22 protein-coding genes are annotated in these 18,160 nt (G+C 68.3%); 7 read left to right on the forward strand and 15 right to left on the reverse strand.

Going from position 1 to position 18,160, the window contains the following annotated elements; genetic code table 11:
• The coding region (locus QM638_RS10410) for a hypothetical protein (protein ID WP_415141902.1) at positions 1-520 on the reverse strand (520 nt) is incomplete at its 3' end.
• A gap of 452 nt (positions 521-972) precedes the next feature.
• Positions 973-1,554, reverse strand: coding sequence for a hypothetical protein (locus QM638_RS10415; protein ID WP_415141903.1), 582 nt, complete (start codon positions 1,552-1,554; stop codon positions 973-975).
• 285 nt (positions 1,555-1,839) lie between these two features.
• On the opposite strand from QM638_RS10415, the gene QM638_RS10420 reads away from it, so the two are divergent.
• Positions 1,840-2,208: a hypothetical protein gene (locus tag QM638_RS10420; RefSeq protein ID WP_415141904.1), complete on the forward strand. Its 369-nt coding sequence runs from the start codon at positions 1,840-1,842 to the stop codon at positions 2,206-2,208.
• A complete protein-coding gene (locus QM638_RS10425; protein ID WP_415141905.1) occupies positions 2,162-2,773 on the forward strand; it encodes a hypothetical protein in 612 nt (203 codons plus the stop codon). The genes QM638_RS10420 and QM638_RS10425 overlap by 47 nt, the downstream gene beginning before the upstream one ends.
• 41 nt (positions 2,774-2,814) lie before the next feature.
• Here QM638_RS10425 and QM638_RS10430 read toward each other — a convergent pair whose 3' ends face one another.
• From QM638_RS10430 to QM638_RS10470, 9 genes are read right to left on the reverse strand one after another with little or no spacing between them, the layout of a single operon-like run.
• The gene (locus QM638_RS10430) at positions 2,815-3,273 is read right to left on the reverse strand and encodes a pilus assembly protein TadG-related protein (RefSeq protein WP_415141906.1); all 459 of its coding nucleotides are present in this window, start codon (positions 3,271-3,273) and stop codon (positions 2,815-2,817) included.
• The gene (locus QM638_RS10435; protein ID WP_415141907.1) at positions 3,273-3,707 is read right to left on the reverse strand and encodes a TadE/TadG family type IV pilus assembly protein; all 435 of its coding nucleotides are present in this window, start codon (positions 3,705-3,707) and stop codon (positions 3,273-3,275) included. Before QM638_RS10435 ends, QM638_RS10430 begins: the two co-directional genes overlap by 1 nt.
• Positions 3,704-4,234 carry a TadE/TadG family type IV pilus assembly protein gene (locus QM638_RS10440; RefSeq protein WP_415141929.1) on the reverse strand — a complete coding sequence of 177 codons (531 nt, stop codon included), beginning with the start codon at positions 4,232-4,234 and terminating at the stop codon, positions 3,704-3,706. Before QM638_RS10440 ends, QM638_RS10435 begins: the two co-directional genes overlap by 4 nt.
• Complete coding sequence (locus QM638_RS10445) at positions 4,141-4,359, reverse strand: hypothetical protein (protein WP_415141930.1); 219 nt, start codon at positions 4,357-4,359, stop codon at positions 4,141-4,143. Before QM638_RS10445 ends, QM638_RS10440 begins: the two co-directional genes overlap by 94 nt.
• Before the next feature lie 46 nt (positions 4,360-4,405).
• Entirely contained in the window at positions 4,406-5,338 is a 933-nt protein-coding gene (locus tag QM638_RS10450) for a type II secretion system F family protein (protein ID WP_415141908.1), read from the reverse strand.
• Positions 5,335-6,261 (reverse strand): type II secretion system F family protein, encoded by a 927-nt coding sequence (locus QM638_RS10455; RefSeq protein ID WP_415141909.1) that lies wholly within the window; start codon positions 6,259-6,261, stop codon positions 5,335-5,337. The genes QM638_RS10450 and QM638_RS10455 overlap by 4 nt, the downstream gene beginning before the upstream one ends.
• Complete coding sequence (locus tag QM638_RS10460; RefSeq protein WP_415141910.1) at positions 6,261-7,592, reverse strand: CpaF family protein; 1,332 nt, start codon at positions 7,590-7,592, stop codon at positions 6,261-6,263. Before QM638_RS10460 ends, QM638_RS10455 begins: the two co-directional genes overlap by 1 nt.
• A complete protein-coding gene (locus QM638_RS10465; protein ID WP_415141911.1) occupies positions 7,589-8,587 on the reverse strand; it encodes a hypothetical protein in 999 nt (332 codons plus the stop codon). The genes QM638_RS10460 and QM638_RS10465 overlap by 4 nt, the downstream gene beginning before the upstream one ends.
• Before the next feature lie 4 nt (positions 8,588-8,591).
• Positions 8,592-9,266 carry an SAF domain-containing protein gene (locus QM638_RS10470; RefSeq protein ID WP_415141912.1) on the reverse strand — a complete coding sequence of 225 codons (675 nt, stop codon included), beginning with the start codon at positions 9,264-9,266 and terminating at the stop codon, positions 8,592-8,594.
• A 194-nt stretch (positions 9,267-9,460) separates the two neighbouring features.
• On the opposite strand from QM638_RS10470, the gene QM638_RS10475 reads away from it, so the two are divergent.
• From QM638_RS10475 to QM638_RS10495, 5 genes are all read left to right on the forward strand, one after another.
• The gene (locus QM638_RS10475) at positions 9,461-9,871 is read left to right on the forward strand and encodes a hypothetical protein (RefSeq protein ID WP_415141913.1); all 411 of its coding nucleotides are present in this window, start codon (positions 9,461-9,463) and stop codon (positions 9,869-9,871) included.
• Between the two features lie 42 nt (positions 9,872-9,913).
• Positions 9,914-10,216 carry a hypothetical protein gene (locus QM638_RS10480; protein ID WP_415141914.1) on the forward strand — a complete coding sequence of 101 codons (303 nt, stop codon included), beginning with the start codon at positions 9,914-9,916 and terminating at the stop codon, positions 10,214-10,216.
• 3 nt (positions 10,217-10,219) lie between these two features.
• Entirely contained in the window at positions 10,220-12,184 is a 1,965-nt protein-coding gene (locus tag QM638_RS10485) for a DNA/RNA non-specific endonuclease (protein WP_415141915.1), read from the forward strand.
• Between the two features lie 32 nt (positions 12,185-12,216).
• Positions 12,217-12,678, forward strand: a complete 462-nt coding sequence (locus QM638_RS10490; protein WP_415141916.1) for a hypothetical protein — start codon at positions 12,217-12,219, stop codon at positions 12,676-12,678.
• Between the two features lie 550 nt (positions 12,679-13,228).
• Positions 13,229-13,528, forward strand: coding sequence for a hypothetical protein (locus QM638_RS10495; protein WP_415141917.1), 300 nt, complete (start codon positions 13,229-13,231; stop codon positions 13,526-13,528).
• Positions 13,529-13,546: 18 nt separating this feature from the next.
• On the opposite strand, the gene QM638_RS10500 is transcribed toward QM638_RS10495, so the two are convergent.
• The 4 genes from QM638_RS10500 to dnaK all read right to left on the reverse strand — a co-directional run bounded on the left by QM638_RS10500 (position 13,547) and on the right by dnaK (position 17,859).
• Positions 13,547-14,026: a heat shock protein transcriptional repressor HspR gene (locus QM638_RS10500; protein WP_415141918.1), complete on the reverse strand. Its 480-nt coding sequence runs from the start codon at positions 14,024-14,026 to the stop codon at positions 13,547-13,549.
• A 1-nt stretch (position 14,027) separates the two neighbouring features.
• Complete coding sequence (locus QM638_RS10505) at positions 14,028-15,224, reverse strand: DnaJ C-terminal domain-containing protein (protein ID WP_415141919.1); 1,197 nt, start codon at positions 15,222-15,224, stop codon at positions 14,028-14,030.
• Between the two features lie 206 nt (positions 15,225-15,430).
• Positions 15,431-16,015: a nucleotide exchange factor GrpE gene (gene grpE, locus QM638_RS10510; RefSeq protein ID WP_415141920.1), complete on the reverse strand. Its 585-nt coding sequence runs from the start codon at positions 16,013-16,015 to the stop codon at positions 15,431-15,433.
• On the reverse strand, positions 16,012-17,859 hold the full coding sequence (dnaK, locus tag QM638_RS10515; protein WP_415141921.1) for a molecular chaperone DnaK: 1,848 nt from the start codon (positions 17,857-17,859) through the stop codon (positions 16,012-16,014). Before dnaK ends, grpE begins: the two co-directional genes overlap by 4 nt.
• Positions 17,860-18,160 lie beyond the last annotated feature (301 nt).

Here is an 18,160-nt window from a genome sequence, read left to right on the forward strand (position 1 = left end):
CCAGGGTCTGGATCTCGGTCACCGGCACCCGGGTGACCTGCGACTTGGTGAACCTCGTGAACGGCGTCCACGACCCGCCACCGACCGAGGAATCCACCCGCCAGAACGCCGTGACCTCCACCGGATAGACATCCCCCGGCAAGCCGGCCGAGGAGGCGACGTACTTCCACCAACACCCACCCGGAGTGTTCCCCGGCGTATCACCCGCACCAGCCACCACCCCCGAACCCGGACACGACACCGACCCCTGGTGCCCCGCACCCAACGGCTTCACCACCAACCGGGTCACCCACGCATGCAACGACACCGACCCCGCCCGCACTCGCAACCCATCAGCCGTGCCGTCGAAGAACGCCACCTGCTCCCCCACCCGCGGATGCGACGACGGCGAGACCCCCGCAACCGGAGCCGGCACCTGCCGATCACCCTCCACACTCCCCACCAGATCCCGCTGCCGCGAGGTCAGATGCCGCACCGCCTTACCGTTCGCGATCCGCTCCAACTCCACACTCACCCGCATCCGCTGACCCGACCGGAGCCGCTTCGTCTTCGGATTCACCCCATGCAGACACTTCTCCCAGAAATACCCATACCCACCAGGCCCCGCCACATCATGGACATCCATCGCCGACTGCTCGGCCTCACTCAACCGCTCATCCCAACACCCCGGCACCGGATCCTTCCCCAAGACCTGCCTGATCGTCCGGCCCCCACCCGACTTCACCGTCCCACACGACAACCCCAGATACGACGGCACCGCCACCACCACACAACCCCCCACCTGACCCGTACCCCCACCAGACCCACCCACATCCGACGACGACGAAGACGGCAAACCAGCCGAGTCATCCAACGGTGCCGACGGAGTGCTGGCGTCCGAGACCGGGGGCGGCGAGTCCCACCCGGCAACGGCTGGTTGAGCCAAACCGAGGCTCAAGCCCGCCGCAACCACTCCGACGACGACACTGCGTTTCAATGCCGAACCTCCTTGACCTTCACCCCGTCACAGTCGGTCTCGGGACTCTGGACCAACCCAGACAGTGTCCAGCGGTGATTCCGCATCGAGAGCGTGAAGTCCAAGGGCTCGATCTTCTTCTTCTCGACCTTCCTGTGCGCCTTCTCGCTCAGTCCCCAGCCGAAGGTCATGACACACGCGAACACGTGAGAGGTCCCTTTGGCCGAGGTCACCGAGACAGGAGTAAACGGGGTCGGTCCGGGATAGAACTTGTCCAGATCAGGCGAGACGACCCCGATGAAGAGCGCTCTCGCACTCGGTGCGACGAAGGCTGAAGACGCACTGAACTTCTTGTCGTTTGCGTTGACATCTTTCGCAACCGCAGCAACCCACTTCCGGATCACCTTGACCTGGGGCCGTCCCTCGAAGGCCGACAACGGCTTGATCGTCTTCGACCGCGTTGGGGCAGCGGTCGGCGACGACGGTGACGCGGTCGGCGAGGCTGTCACCGACGGACTCGCTGATGGCGTGGGCGTCGCGTCGCTCGTGCTACCCCCACCACACCCCGCGAGGACGACGCCAACCGCGACCGTGCCCACCACCGACACCCCGAGCCGCCGCCAGCCGCAACCACGACCCCGCCAGCCGAGATCCGAACCGTTTGCCCCCACGATTGCGTCTCCTGTCCCGAGCAGCAACGACGCCCACACCCTACGGTGCCGCCGCGGTGCCCGGCCAGCGATCGTCGTTGGTCGAGTAGCCGACGCGAGGAACGAGCGGCGGCGTATCGAGACCCGGTCGGGTCTCGATACGCTCACTGGCGCTCGCTACTCGACCTCGGTGGCTGGGTCGCCCGCGGCGGCAGATGGGTCAAGGTCACCAAGATGATCTCCAAGACCGACTTCGACGAACTCGTCAAAGCCGGCCGCATCGCCCGCGTCGGCGAAGACGGCAAGATCATCACCCTCACTGACGAGGCCTCCACCGTCGCCGTGGCCGACGACGTCAGCCAAGACCTGACCAAGATCTTCGGCGACATCGACATCCCCGGCGGCGACCGCAACCCCTACCGCCAGCGCATCGCAGGCCGCCCCGACCGCCAGGCAGCCGACGACCCAACGGCATCAGGGTCACCTGGTACAAAAACGGGATCAAACAGGACCCGGCCACCTTCATCAACAAGTGAGAGGCAGATACAACGTGTCGATGGCCCCCGAGCAGCAGCAGGCAGTAGCGCTCCATTTCGTCCCTGAACTTCAAGCGACGCCGAGCGCCCGAGTTGAGGCGGAGTTCGTCAGCGTGGGCGCCTACGGGTCTCTCGACGCCTTCGTCGTGGGCCCCAACGGGCAACGGCAACGGTCCAATGCTGATGACGCAGGCTGGGACTGGATCACGCTCAAGAAGGCGATGACCGATGAGCATGGGTCGTGGTACTCCTCCACCCTCACCATCGAACCCGACCTGTCCTACGAGTTCACCTACAACTACACCGACGACCCCTCGGACAAGGTCGAGGAAGGCATCGTCCGGGACCTGTGGATCCAAGACGCCGAGCTCTACCCCCGACCCTGGGCCGAGATCCCCGACTGGCACCCCGTCAAACACGAGTTCACCCAAGACACCTGGACCGCCCACCTCAACGCCACCACAGCCACCGCGGCCACCACCGGCACGCCCCCCACGCCTACCAGGCCGACCCCGAACACGACCACCAACACCCGAACCAACGACCCCCACGAACACGTCTCCTGTCCCGAGCAACACCGACGACCACCGACCAGCCTCCGACCGGACCCGACCGGACCCCAGAAGCGATAGCCGCCGAACGCGAGTCGTGGAGGCGGGTGCATGCCGCGTCATCACTCGGTCGGGGCATCGATCCCCTCATAGGGACGAGCCCGAGCGCTGGCGCTGGCCGACAGCTTGTGGACGCCGACCATGCCCAGCAGCGACGCCTCGATCTGCAAGTGCACCTCGGTGACCACCACCAGACGGCGCGGGTCCGAACCGGACACCGGGTCGATCCGGACGAATCGGCACGACGTCACCTGACCGAGATCCTCGACCCGAGCGCAGTACGCGTCGACCCGCTGCCGCACCATCGGCTCGTCGAGCTTCAGCTCGTCGGAGTCGACGTCGACCGCCTCCGCGCCCGCTCGCGCCGCCTCCTCGGCGAAGGCGACGGCCTCGCCCCGCGCGTTGAGCTGGCGCGATCCGTCGATGCCGAGGCCGCCCAGCAGCAGCAGTACGGCGGCGATGACCGGGACCGCGGGCGCGATCGATCCCGACTCCTCGCGAACGCGTCGTACGAGCCGCATCAGTCCACCCCGCGATAGGGATCGAGCATCGAGGTGAACGACGACGTCGCGGTCAATGTGCCGGGTGCCCCCGGCAGCCCGAGGTCGGCGAGCCCGTAGCGGCAACGGGCGGTGACGGTGATCGGCTCGCCGGGAAGATAGTCGTCGCTGACCTCGACGGAGAGGCTGTGCCGACAGGCCGCGGGCGTGCCCCCGATCGCCTCCGACACCACCTGGCGGGCGCGCTGTTCGGCCTCGGCGTACGAGCGCGCCATCGTCGCGCTGCGGGCGGCGTCGCGGGTGCCGGACTCCAGCGCCCCGTTGACCTGTCCCGCCCGCCCGTAGGCGAAGATCAGGCCGAAGATCAGCAGCAGCCCGGGCGCGATCATCGCCATCTCGATCGCCAGGGACCCGCGCTCATCGCGACGTCGACGCCCGAGCGCCGCGCCGCTCACCGGTCGGCCTCGAACTTCTCGACCTCGCCCTCGGCGCGCTCGGTGACGCCGAGGTGGAGCCCGGGCACCAAGGTGATGACGTGACCCGTCACCGTCATGCTGACCCGATCACCGCTGTAGCCGGGGGTGGCGTCGGGATCGATCAGCGCCTCCCGGCCGACGGTCCGGGCGAACCGCTCGGTGCTGTCGACGACGTCGCCGCGGATCTGCGAGTACGTCGCCTGGTCCTGTGCCAGCCGCAGCTGCGAGACCCCTTCACGGGCAGCCTGCAGGGCTACGTTGCGGCCGTAGAAGAAGAGCGCACCCTGGATGCAGAAGAAGATCAGGAAGATCAGACCGGGGGCGATGAACGCCATCTCGACCGCGGAGACACCACGCTCGTCACGCGACCGGGCCCGCCAACCTCGCCACGGCTGCCGGGCCCGCGGACGTCCTAGCAGCGGGTCCCGGCAGGCTGGTTCGCGCAGTCCTCCAAACTCGAGCTCTTGTCGTTGACGATCTTGAAGATCACCGCGCCGATGATCGATGCGGCCACCACGACGACGGCGGCGATCAGTGCCCATTCGAGCACCGAGGCGCCGCGCTCGTCGCGCCGCATCGCCCGTGCGCGGTAGTAAGCGGTCTGCAGCATCGTGGCTGCCAGTCCGACCATGGCTGTCCACTCCCTGTCTCATCGGGTCCCGACCCCCATGCGCCAGTCACGCCCGGAGAAGCTGTGCAACTGCAGGGTAACCGAGGAAGATCAAGAAGGCAGTACTCAGCAGCATCTGTGCCACCAGCATCGACTGCGACTTCTCGCCCTCCTCGCCCTCGGCCTCGGTGAGCTCGCGGCGGCGCAGCGTCGCCGCCCGCGCAGCCAGCGACGCCCGGATCTTGGCGCCGTCGTCCGCAGCGAGGACGAGCGCGCCCGAGAGCTCCTCGAGCTCCTCCAGACCGAGCTCCGCGCCCAGGTCCCCCAGGGCGGCCCACGGCGTCGTGCCGTACAGGCGCGCGTTCGCGAGCGCCTGTCGGATCCGGATCAGCGACCAGTGGTCACCCACACTGGCAGCGGTCACCAAGGCCTCCGGGAGACCACGACCGCCGGCCAGATTCATCGCGACCAGATCCAGGAAGACCCCGACACTCCGGCGCATGTCCCGCCGCCGGGCGCGCGCCTCCGAGCGCAGCGCGAGGTCGGGGAGGAAGAACCCGAAGACCCCGAGCGCGAGAGCGACCACCGCCGGCAGCGCAGGCGGCAGGGGCACGCCCGCGATCGAGAGGACCGTCCAGATGAACGGCGCCAGCAGGAACAGCCCCAGGCCGATGCTCACCTTGGTGGCCAGGTGAGTGCCCCGGGTACGGCCCATCAGAGCCAGGTCGGCACGCTGCTGACCCAGCTCCCAGCCACGCTCGGCGGCCAGCGCCTCCAGCCGGTCGGCCAGACCGGCGAACGCACTCCGGGCCCTCCGGTCCATCGCCCCGCCGCCACGTGCCCGCTCGTACGCCGTGGTGGTGTGTGGCGTCATCGACCGCTGGCCGCGCTGGATGCGGGCGAGCGTGGCCGCGACACCCGGCCGGGGCCGGGTGAAGACCCGGATGAGCCAGAAGACGCCCACCCCGACGAGGGCACCGAAGAGGAGCGCCGCGGTCATCGGCCGGCCTGCGGGTGTGCTGCTCGCTCGGCGGCTCCCACCGGCTGGGCGTCGGCCCGGGCGGGACGGGGCAGCCCATCGCTGCCGAAGACCAGGAACCGATCGGTCTTCGAGGGGGCCGACAGGCTGCGCAGCCAGAGCAGGCCACCGGCGAAGAGCAGCCCGACGACCAGCAGTGCGATCTGACCGGCGAGGGTGTCGAACGGCTCGACGTAGGTCCGGTTGAGCAGGGTGAGTCCGCCCATCATGCCCAGCACGATGATCAGCACGATCCGGACGCTGCGGCGGATGCTCTTGCGACTCGCCTCGATGCGACGGCGCATGTCCAGCTCCTCGCGGGTGGAGACGGCGAGGGCAGTGAGGACGTCGCGCAGGCCCGGGCCGCGCAGGCGGGCGTTGAGCAGCAGGGAGGCGCAGATGATGTCGGCGCTGGGGTCGTCGAGGTCCTCGGCGAAACCGCGCAGCGCGTTCGGCATCGGCTCGCGGATCCGCAGCCGGTCGACCAACAGGTTCAGCGAGGGCCGGATCGGGGCACCGGCATTGACCGCGGTGGCCGGGATCGCCTGCTCCAGGCCGATCGCGCCGGCGATGGTGTCGCGCAGCGACTCCGTCCAGGAGGCCAGCGCCTCCAACCGCGCGATGGCGCGCCTCTCGATCGCCGAGCTTCCGGTGATCCGGTCCCAGTACGCCGTCAGCAGGCCCATCCCGACCGCCGCGACCACCCAACGGGTCACCACCAACACCACCAACCCGACCACGATTCCGACCAGGAGCCGGCGGGTCCGCTCCCGCAGCGACGCTCGTTGACGCCGCGGCTTCCCCGCCGGAGGCTCGGGCAGCCCGACGAAGGCGAGGACGCCGAGCGCGATGCCGCCGCCGACGACGGCACCGCACCCGAGCGCGAGCAGGAGGTCGGACGGCATCAGTCCCACCTGTTCAGCGCATGCGGTCGATACCCGTGGTCCAGTAGATCGTCCAGGCAACTGATCGGCGCGTGCGCCACCGCCGTGCCGGTCTCGACATCGTGAGCGAAGACCTCGCTGGACAGCACCCGACCGTCGACCCCGGTGACCTCTCGGATGCTCTCCACGCTGCGACGCATACCACCGCCGTGAGCGTAGTCGTTGCGCTTGCGCAGGAAGACCACGAAGTTGATCGAGCCGGCGATCAGCATGTGGGTGGCCTCGACCGGGAGGTGCTCCTGGGCTTGCAGCGCGTAGGTCGCGATCCGGTTGAAGACCTCCACCGAGGAGTTCGCGTGGATGGTGGACAGCGAGCCGTCGTTGCCCTGGCTCATCGCGTTGAGCATGGTGACGATCTCGTCGCCGAGCACCTCGCCCACGATGACCCGGCTCGGGTTCTGTCGCAGTGAACGGCGGACAAGGTCGGCCATCGTGACCGCACCGGCACCCTCAGAGTTCGGCAACCGCTCCTCGAAGGCGACGGTGTTGGGGTGGAGTTGCTCGTAGTGCTCCAGGCCGAGCTCGAGGGCGCGCTCGACCGTGATCAGCCGCTCCTCGGCCGGGATCTCGTTGGCCAGCGCGCGCAGCAGCGTCGTCTTCCCCGAGTTGGTGGCACCGGCGATCATGATGTTCTTGCGCGCTCCGACCGCCGCTCGCAGGAACGAGGCGATCTCCGGGGTCACGGTGCCGTTGGCGATCAGGTCGTCCACCCCGACCTCGCCGAGCCGGGCTCGCCGGATCGAGACACTGGGCCGGGAGCAGACCGCCATCACCGCCGAGAGCCGGGACCCGTCCGGCAGACGCAGGTCGAGCTGCGGGTTCGCGCTGTCGAAGGGACGCGAGGCGAGGCCGACGCTGGCCGCCAGGACCTGGATCAGCTCGACGAGCTCCTCGTCGCTCTCGGCCACCGGTGGTGCCATCTCCTCGCGGCCGTCGGCGTAGCTGACGAACACCCGGTCGAAACCGTTGATGTCGATGTTCTCCACCTCCGGGTCCTGCAACAGAGGTTGCAGCCTGCCGACTCCGAAGAGCGCCGCATGGATCGCTGCGGCGACGACCTCCTCCTCCTCGGCGGAGGGAGGCGTCCGACCCAGCGAGATCTCGGCCCGGGCATGGTCCTCGAGCACCTGGACGATCAGCGATCGCGCGAACTGTCGCTCGTCCTCCGGCGACATCGCCGACCGGCCGGCGACCTCGTCGCTCCTTCGCTGCTGATTGAGCCGATCGGCGACCTGGGCGCGGAGCGCACGAACCAGCTGGGGGTCGGCGCCGGTGGCGCTCGCGACGCTCATCGGCTCCTCCTGCCGAGGCGCGGCTTACCGCGTCGCCGCTCGGACCGCGAGCTGGCTCGGTGCTCGGCCCACTCCTCGGCGCTGAGCGAACCCGCAGCCGGGGCGCTCGGATCCGGGGCGGCTGGGGGCGGATGGGTGGGCCCGCCCGCCGGCGGCGAGTCGGCCGCGGCCGGTCTCACCGGCACCGGTACGTCGGACAGGTCCGGCTCCGGAGCCGGTGCGGGGAGCTGGATCGTCGAGCCCGGCGTGGGCGAGACCACCGCCGACAGCCGACGTACGACGTCCGCGGTGCTGCGCACCAGCACCGACCGCTCCGGGCGGTAGACCGGACTGCCTTCGTACATCACCGCCGCCTTCGGGTCCAGGGCGATGGTCCCGAGGTCGACCAGCCACTCCTGTCCGTCCCGGACGGCGGCGACGGCCTCGCGATGTCGCTGCGGCTCGCGCGGGTCCGCCACACAGACGACGCCGACGGTGGTGCCGTGCGGGCGCACGATGCCGGCGAGGGAGTCCAGCCGCAGCCGGGCGTGGAGAGCACCCCACGCGGTGGCCCGGATGACGCAGATGAGGACCTCGGCGTGCTCGGCGACCACCAGGTGCGGCGAGCGGGAGTGCAGCTGGCCAAGGTCGACGAAGGTGTCGTGGCCGGGGACCGCGGCGAAGGCCGAGGCGAGTTCGGACCACAGCGGTGAGGCCGCGAGCGCCTGCTCGGGGCCGGGCAGACCGGGCACCACCAGCTGACCGCCGCGAGCCGTCTGGGCGTGTTGCAGCACCAGCTCCGGCACCAGGCCCCGACGCGCCGCCGGGAGCAGAGACATCAGCCCGCGGTCCGGGTTGAGTGGGCCGTGTTCGGCGGGCAGGCGCAGCGCGATGTCCCCGCCGAGCGGGTCGGCATCGACGACGAGGCTCGGCGCCGGCCACAGGTTCGCCAGCAGGAGTGCGGTCGTGGTGGCGCCGGGAGCTCCCTTCGCCGACATCGTGGCGATCAGCGCCATCGGACTACTTCCCCGCCTTCTTCGTGTCGATCCCCGGCTTCGTGTCATCGGGGAGGATCGTCAGGGCGAGGTTCTGCGAGGAGGCGTAGTTCGTGACGTCTTCGGCCACGTCGCTGCTCACCAGGACGGTGACGCTCTCCGTCCCGGCGCTGTCGCCTGCACCGACGCTGAGCACCCGGGCCGCGTTGACGATCACCCGGTTGCGCGGGATCTCGGTGCTCGAGGAGTTCTCGCCGGCGACGTAGTAGACCCGGACGACCTGGCCGGGGGTCGGCACGTCGCTGGGTCTCCGGTCGGCGTCCACGACGATGCCGACCGCCTCGCCGCCGTCGGGGATGAGCGTGGTGGTGAACATCCGCGGGCTGAGCAGCGAGCCCTCCGGGATCGCGCTGGTCGATCGCAGTCCGACGAACTCGGCCAGCCTGCTGGCATCAATGAGGTAGCCGGTGTCGGTGGCCGCCCGGGCGGTGTGGAAGTCCGTGCTCTTCATGACATGACCGAACGGGATGTCGCCGGCCGCCACCAGCACCGACTCCCGGTCGCCGCTGCGGAAGACCAGCAGGGCGCTGCCGAGCGCGCCGATCAGGATCAGCAGCAGTGCGAGCGCCGCCAGTGCGGGACGTCGGTCCTTGCGCGCGACCGGCAGTCGTCGCCGCTCGATCCTTGGCGAAGCATCCACCATCGCGATCCCCCAGATATCTCGCAAACCTCGCCCACGCCCGGCCCGTGAACCTCGGTCGGCGTGCGATGCTACCGAATCGCCCGGTGCGACCGTCCGCGGCGCCACCGGTGCGGCACCCGGGCGGCACCGTCCCGCCGTTCGATCCCTGTCGTATCGTGGACCCGAATCGTTGGTCTTGGGAAGGTTCGGTCATGGTTGACGTGGTGGCACGCCAGGAGGCGCTCGAGGCGCTCGTCGAACGGATCCGGCAGATCGCTCCGCCCCGATGGGTGCAGGTCTACCTGGCGTTCGAGACCCACCCCGACGGGTCCAATCCGACCTGGGTGATGCTCGGCGCGGTCAACGCCGACAACCGTTGGGGGTTCGGACAGTTCGACCTCGACCCGCAGGTCTTCGACCTCGCGGTGGCGTTCCTCGACGTGAGCGAGCCGACGTGGACCACGCTGGAGCTCAAGGTCGATCGGGCGGGGACGTTCGATGTCGACCTCGGCTACGACGGCACCGCGCCCGCCGGTGAGTTCACCCCGGCGCTGCTCGAGCGACTGCAGGACTACCCGACCACCTTCCAGGCAGAGTACGGCGACCCGCCGCACGCCGGCTGAGGATCGCGAACTCGCACTCGAACTCGGACGAGGGGGACCGCGATGGCGCACAAGCCGAACCAGTACAAGGAGGCGCTCCAGGCGGCGCGGCCCACGGTCGCGAGCGAGACGGAGTCGCTGCGCAAGGCGCTGGCTGCTGCCGAGCGCGCGATGACCGCGGGCGCATGGGTCTCCACGAAGGCGACCGACTTCGAGCACGGGCTCGGTCACCACAAGACGACCCTGGCCAACGCCGCGACCCACAGCCTCGACGAGGTCGATGACAAGATCCACAGCGAACCCGACGAGGTGCCGGAGGACGACTGGCGGGCGGAGTGGTACCGGCTGTCGAGGATGGTGTACTGAGCCATGGCGATGTGCTCGATCAACATCACCGAGATGACCTCGCTCCAGGCCGGTCTGGTCAAGGCCGAGGACACCACCCGTGACATGAAGACCGGCCTGACCAACCGATTGTCGCAGCTCAGCCTCGACACCGGGTCGCTGAGCCCGGTCGGCGGGGTGACGTCGTGGGTCGAGGACCGCCTCGTCGACGTACGCCGCCGGCTGGCGATGGCGCAGGCGATCGCCGCCTCCACGCCCGGGATGGGCAACTACGTCCAGTTCAATGAGAACGCCATCTCGACCCTCACGCCCGCCCAGGCGAAGGCCCAGGCCGCCGCCGCGGCCAAGGCGCTCAAGAGCGGCGACACCAGCACGCTGGTGAAGATCCTCGACAAGCAGGGCTACGACCCCTACTTCGCACACGCGCTGGCGCAGCAGGTCTCACCGGTCGATCTGGAGAACATCGTGATGGACCAGCAGGGCTACGGCCAGCTGAAGGGAGGGGTGAGCAAGGGCGACTACGAACACCTTCTGACGTCGCTGGCCAGCACGTTCAGTCTCGCCTCCCGAGGCACCGGGGACCTCGACCTGGGGCCGACGTGGCGCGACGAGTTCCTGCAGGAGATGACCGCGCCGAAGTTCCGCGGCGACACCAACGACTCCGATGCCTACCGCGACCTCGACCAGCGCGAGGCGGCACGCAGCGCGCTGCTGCTCATCTTCGAGCGCGGTCAGTGGTCGACGCCCTTCCTCAAGGACGCGACCCGGCGGATCGCCACCATGGACTCGCGGGGAATGGTGCCGTGGACCACGCCCGGCTCGGGCTACGAGTGGGCGATCGAGCCGAACGGGACGCGGAACTACGCCCAGGACCCGGTCAAGTCGCTGATGCTCGCCCTGGCGCACAATCCCGCCGCGGCGAAGTGGGCCTTCACCCAGGGCGACACCAGCACGGTGTCACTCGGGGGCGACGACGTGCCGGTCAACGGCTTCCTGCACCAGGTGCTGCTCGAGCACCGGTGGGTCAACGACTCGGACTCCTCGGTGGCGATGCTGGCGCTGCAGGCCGCGATCAACGGGGACAAGACGAGTCCGATCGCGCTCGACGTCCAGACCATCTCGGACTCACTGGCCGAGCAGAAGAAGAAGTGGGACGAGACCCCGTGGTACAAGAAGTGGGGTCACACCATCCTCGACGTGATCGGCATGATCCCGGTCATCGGCGACGTCGCCAACGTCCCGAACGCGGCCTGGTATGCGCTCGAGGGCGACTGGGCCGACGCCGGCGTCACGGCCGCGGGGATGATCCCGATGCTCGGCGATGCCGCCCTCGGCAGCCGGGTCGCAGTCGACCTGGCCAAGGGCGGCAAGCTGCTCAAGACCATGCGCATGATCGATGTGATGGGCAAGGACGGCACCGAGCTCACCGAGTCGCTCAAGGCACTGCAGAAGGCCGAGCAGATCGAGCCCGCGATCTTCAAGTTCGACGATCTCGAGGACTTCCAGCGCGCGGCCAACGTCCCGCACCCCAACGTCACCTACGAGTTCCAGGGCATCCGCTACACCACCGACGACCTGGGACGCCCGATCAAGGTCGAGGGCACCCCGCTGAAGACCAAGGGAGCCTCGGATCCCAAGCTCCGCCAGGAGATCGGCTCCGGCCCGGACGCGGACGCCGACGACGTAGGCTTCCACCTGTTCGCCGAGTCCTTCGGCGGACCCACCAACAAACTCAACGTCGTCCCCGGCAACGGGAAGGTGACCGAGGCGAACTTCGAGGAGTTCAAGAACCTCAACACCTCCGAGTACGCCAAAATGGAGAACAAGGTCCGCGCAGCACTCAACGACCCCGACGTCAAAGACCTCAACCTCAAGGTCGAGCCCATCTACGGCGATGCAACCACACGCCCATCACACTTTCTGGCAGAGGTGAATATTGACGGACAAACCAAATCCTTCAGATTCGATAACGTACCAGTGAGGCGCTAAGCGTCTTTGGAAATTCGAAGAAGCGAGAAACTGTGACTGACTCTTATGGGAGCACGGCATCAAATTTTACGCCCGCTTCATCCATTGTGGAACTATACCGCATCGATGCGCCCGACACGTGGGTCGCAATGGCATGCGAAATCACCCAGTTCCGCCCCACAGACGAGGACGTCGTTCGCGGCTATATCCACCTTACGGCGCAACTAGTAGACGGCTCCATCGTCGTAAATTCAGGAAAGCACTTCACAGCACAGACGGCATACCACATCGATGAAGCGCTTGATACACAGTTGGGCACCGACTGGTCACGAGTGGTGCTTGATTTCCGGATCGATGGCGCAAATCGCGCATGGGTTGAGCATGGACGCATCCCAGTGAAGGACTTCGACTTCGACTCCGATCCGTTCTTCAAGTATTTCGACAATGAGGTCGATGAACTCACCGAACTCGGACGCACGACCTACGGCAAGAAGCGAGGGTTCTGGCGACGCTGACCCGGAGCGGTCCACCGAGCACGGCCCCGGCGTCACCCTACAAGCGCGCGGGATCCGTTACACCACCGACGACGTAGGCTTCCACCTGTTCGCCGAGTCCTTCGGCGGACCCACCAACAAACTCAACGTCGTGCTAGGCAACGGAAAGGTGACCGAGGCGAACTTCGAGGAGTTCAAGAACCTCAACACCTCCGAGTACGCCAAAATGGAGAACAAGGTCCGAGCAGCACTCAAGGACCCCCAACATCAAAGACCTCAACCTCAAGGTCGAGCCCGTCTACGGCGACGCGACCACACGGCCCTCGAAGTTCTTCGCTACGGTGACCATCAACGGCGAAGACCACTTCTTCACGTTCCGAAATGCACCAGTCCGTCGCCAGAAGGGACCTCTTATGGCCAAGGATCACAATTCACAGAGAGAAGCGTTCACTCCGCCACCTGCGGTTGCCGCCTCGTTTCGCGACAACGCACCTGAGACGTGGGTTTCAGTCGCGACCCAGCTAAGGCAGTTCGCTGGGTCCGGGGGGACGTTGTCGGCGATGGGATCACTGTGCACACCAAGTTCGTCGATGGCCAGATTGAGGTTGTCGGCCGTGGCCTCTTTCCCGCGCAGACGGCCTACGAGAACGAGCTTGCCCTCGGAGACCTCCTCGGCACAGGCTGGTCACGGATCACGATGGAATTCCGCGTGAATGGCGACGATCGTTGTTGGGTCGAGCGAAACGACCTGCCTCCTGCGGAGTACGAACTTCACGACCCGTTCTTCGGCTACTTCGACAACAAGATCGACGAACTCACCGAACTCGGAAGAGCGACCTACGGCAAGAAGCGAGGCTTCTGGCGCCGCTGAGCCGCCGTCGGGCAGGCTTCAGCGCCCTCGGCGCCAGATGACCATCGAGGATCCCGGATCGGGGGCACGGACCGCGGGCAACCGGGATGCCTGGACCGGGGCGGCCGGGGGCGAGGGCTGCCGGCGACCCTGCCTCAGCGCCTCCTTGGCGGCTGCGACCTCGGCTTGGAGCTCCTCGTTGCGCGCCCGCAGGGCGGCGACCTGGTGCTCGAGTTCGAGGATCCGGCGTACGCCTTCGATCCCGATCCCCGAGGCGGTGAGCTCCGCGATGGAGCGGAGCAACTCGATGTCGCGATGGGAGTAGCGGCGTCCGCCGCCGCCGGTGCGGCCGGGCGTGATCAGCCCCATCCGCTCGTAGGTCCGCAGCGTCTGCGGGTGCAGGCCGGTCAGCTCCGCGGCCACGCTGATGACGTAGACCGCCGCCTCCGGCGCGGGGGCGGCGTGGGCCGGCGACGCACCGCCGCGGGACCCGCGGCGTCGGTTCACGTCGCCGGCCATCTCACACCGCCGCCTCGTTGAACAGGTTGCTGCGCAGCCTGGAGTGATCGGCCGCGTCCCGGTACGCCTCGAGGGCGACGCGGGAGCCCTCATCCAGTACCGCCGGCACCTGGACCTCCACCGTGGCCAGCAGGTCGCCGTGGGTGCCGTCGCTGCGGGTGAAGCCCTTGCCCCGCACCCGGAAGATCCGGCCGTTCGGCGTACCCGCCGGGACGCGGAGCGTCACCGCCGGGCCGTTGAGCGTGGGGATCCTGATCTCGGCGCCGAGCGCCAGCTCGTCGAAGGAGACCGGTACGTCGAGGGTCAGGCTGTCGTCCTTCCGCCCGAAGAGCGGGTGCGCGGAGACGTGGATCGTGACGAACAGATCGCCCGCCGGGCCACCGTTCTCGCCGGCGGCGCCCTTGCCCTTCAGCCGGATCCGCTGGCCGTCCTTGACCCCGGCCGGGATCCGCGCCTGGATGGTGCGGGTGGAGGTCCCGCGACCAGAGCCGTGACAGGTCGGGCAGGCCTCGTCGTACACCAGCTGGCGGCCGCCGCAGCGCGGGCAGGTCTCGTTCATCGAGAAGCCACCGCCGACCGAGTTGACCACGTAGCCGGCCCCCTCGCAGACCGGGCACACCTTCGGCTTGGTGCCCGGCTTGCCACCGGTGCCGTGGCAGTCCTCACAGGCGGCGTCGCTGCTCAGTCGCAGCGAGACGGTGACGCCCTCCAGCGCCTCGGTGAATCCGATGGTGGCGTTCGACTCGACGTCGGCGCCCCTGACCGGACGGCTGCGCGGCTGTTGGGTACGCCGCCCGAAGCCCCCACCGAACAGGTCGCCGAACATGTCGCCGATCCCGCCACCGGCGTTGCCACCGCTGCCACCGCTGCCGCCGTTGCCGCCGTTGCCGAAGAGATCCTCGAAGTTGTAGCTGCGGCCGCCGGCCGATCCGCCGAAGCCGCCACTCGCCGCGAGCGAGCGCACCTCGTCGTACTTCTTGCGCTTCTCCGGGTCGCCCACCACGTCGTACGCCTCGGCGACCCTCTTGAACTTCTCGTGCTTCTCGGTGTCGTCGGGATGCGAGTCGGGGTGGTTGGCGCGCGCCAGCTTCCGGTAGGACTTCTTGATCTCCTCGGCCGTCGCGTCCTTCTTCACACCCAGCTCGGCGTAGAAGTCCTTGTTCATCCAATCCGACCGGATGCCGTCGTTCTCAGCCATGCGCGCCTCCTCTCTGCTCCATCAATTCTCACTCTCATCCAACGGCAAGGTGTCCGATGCGTCTTCCGTCGGGTGGGGTAACACGTCGTCCGCCGGGGGTAACACGTCGTCCGGATAGGTAGCAGCCTGCCGCAACAGGCTGCTACCTGGGTGGACGACGTGTTACCCCGCCTCACGCCGAGCACCCGATGACGCATCACCCCGGGTCACTCCGGGTCGACGACCAGGACCTGGGCGGCGCGGACCACCCGGTCCCCGATCCGGTAGCCGGCCTTGGCCAGCACCTTCACGGTGGTCTCGGTGACCTCGGCGTCGGTGCCCAGATGGCTCAGCGCCTCGTGGATGGTCGGGTCGAAGGTCTCCCCGGGCTCACCGAACTTGGTCAGCCCGAGGTTGCTCACGATCCGCTCCAACTGGTCGGCCACCGCCTTGAAGCCGCCGGTGACCTCGCCATGCTCGCGGGCGAGGTCGATGGTGTCGAGCACCTCGACGATCGGGCTGAGCACCTTGTAGGTCGCGTTCTGGCTGACCAGTTCGCGATCGCGATCCACCCGGCGCTTGTAGTTGACGTACTCGGCCTGCAACCGCTGCAGGTCGGTGGTCAGCTCGCCCACCTTGCGCTGGGCGTCGGCCAGCGGGTCGGACACGTCGGTCCCCTCCTGCGCGGCATCGGCCGGCCCCGCCGACCCCTCGGCACCGGCCTCGCCCGCAGGCTCCGCCGGAGCCCCCGGCTCGACGCCGTCGGCGTCGAGCTCGGGGTTCTCCTGGTCGACCGGGTCGTGCTCGGTCACTTCTCCTCGCCCGGCTCGTCGTCGACGATCTCGGCGTCGACCACGTCGTCGTCCGCCTCACCGGTCGCACCGGTGCTGCCGCCGGCGGCGGAGGCGTCGGCCTCGGCAGCGGCGTACATCGCGGCGCCCATCTTCTGGCTGGACTCACCGAGCTTGGTGATGGCGCCGGTGATGGCGTCGGCCTCGGCGTCGTCGGAGGCCAGGACCTCCTTGAGCGCGTCCAGGTCGCTCTGTACCTCGGTCTTCACGTCGTCGGGGATCTTGTCGCCGTTGTCGGTGAGGAACTTCTCGGTGGTGTAGACCAGCGTGTCGCCCTGGTTGCGGGCCTCGACGGCCTCGCGCCGCTTGGCGTCCTCCTCGGCGTACTGCTCGGCCTCCTTGACCATCCGGTCGATCTCGTCCTTGCCGAGCGCCGAACCACCGGAGATCGTCATGGACTGCTCCTTGCCGGATGCCTGGTCCTTGGCGGTCACGTGCACGATCCCGTTGGCGTCGATGTCGAAGGTCACCTCGATCTTCGGCACCCCGCGCGGGGCCGGCGGCAGGCCGGTCAGCTCGAAGTTGCCCAGCGGCTGGTTCTGCGACCACATCTGCCGCTCGCCCTGAGCGACCTTGATCTCCACCGACGGCTGGTTGTCGTCGGCGGTGGTGAAGATCTCCGAGCGCTTGGTCGGAATGGTGGTGTTGCGCTCGATCAGGGTGGTGAAGACTCCGCCCTTGGTCTCGATGCCGAGGCTCAGCGGGGTGACGTCGAGGAGCAGCACGTCCTTGACCTCGCCCTTGAGCACGCCGGCCTGGAGCGCGGCACCGACCGCGACGACCTCGTCCGGGTTGACGCCCTTGTTGGGCTCCTTGCCGCCGAGCAGCTCCTTGACCAGGTCGGTGACCGCCGGCATCCGGGTGGAGCCGCCGACCAGGACCACGTGGTCGATGTCGGAGAGCTTCACCCCGGCGTCCTTGAGCACGCTGCGGAACGGAGCCCGGGTGCGGTCGAGCAGGTCGGCGGTGATCTTCTGGAACTCGGCCCGGGTCAACCGCTCCTCGAAGTGCAGCGGTCCGTTCTCACCGTGCGTGATGTAGGGCAGGTGGATGGTGGTCTCGGACGAGGACGAGAGCTCGATCTTCGCCTTCTCCGCGGCCTCCTGCAGGCGCTGCGCGGCGATCTTGTCGGCCGCGAGGTCGACGCCGTTGGCGTCCTTGAACTTCTTCACCATCCAGTCGACGATCCGGTTGTCCCAGTCGTCGCCACCGAGGTGGTTGTCACCGCTGGTGGCCTTGACCTCGACCACGCCCTCGCCGATCTCCAGCAGCGACACGTCGAAGGTGCCGCCGCCGAGGTCGAAGACCAGGATGGTCTGGTCCTCACCCTTGTCCAGGCCGTAGGCCAGCGCCGCGGCGGTCGGCTCGTTGACGATCCGGGAGACGTTGAGCCCGGCGATCTCGCCGGCCTCCTTGGTGGCCTGCCGCTGTGCGTCGGAGAAGTACGCCGGCACCGTGATCACCGCGTCGGTGACGGTCTCGCCGAGGTAGGCCTCGGCATCCCTCTTCAGCTTCTGCAGCACGAACGCGCTGATCTGCTGCGGGGTGAACGACTTGTCGTCGATCTCGACCGTCCAGTCGGTGCCCATGTGGCGCTTGACCGAGCGGATGGTCCGGTCGACGTTGGTGACGGCCTGCCGCTTGGCGACCTCACCGACGAGAACCTCGCCGGACTTGCTGAACGCCACCACCGACGGCGTCGTACGGGCGCCCTCCGCGTTGGCGATGACGGTGGGCTCCCCACCCTCGAGTACGGCGACGACGCTGTTCGTCGTCCCCAGGTCGATGCCGACCGCACGTGCCATCTTCTGTACCTCCGTTGATCGTGCTGACCCGGCCATCCTCGCCGGTCGGGACCAGTCTGCCAAATAACTTGAGTCAATCCAACTCAAGTTTTCTCATAGCTCCTAACCCAGGAAGGTGGCCGTTCATTCCCCTGATCGGCCACCGATCCGCGACCGGCGCCGTCGTCCGAGCCGCTCACCTCGGGCCCGTCCCAGGCCCGCCGCCCGCCCGCCTCCCGGACGGGTCCCCGCGCCTCCGGCGTCCACGATGTGGACACCGGGCTTGCCTCGACCCGAACCGGTGCGACATACCGGTCTGACA

The organism is Nocardioides sp. (genome assembly GCF_047606145.1).
Taxonomy (GTDB): Bacteria; Actinomycetota; Actinomycetes; order Propionibacteriales; family Nocardioidaceae; genus Nocardioides.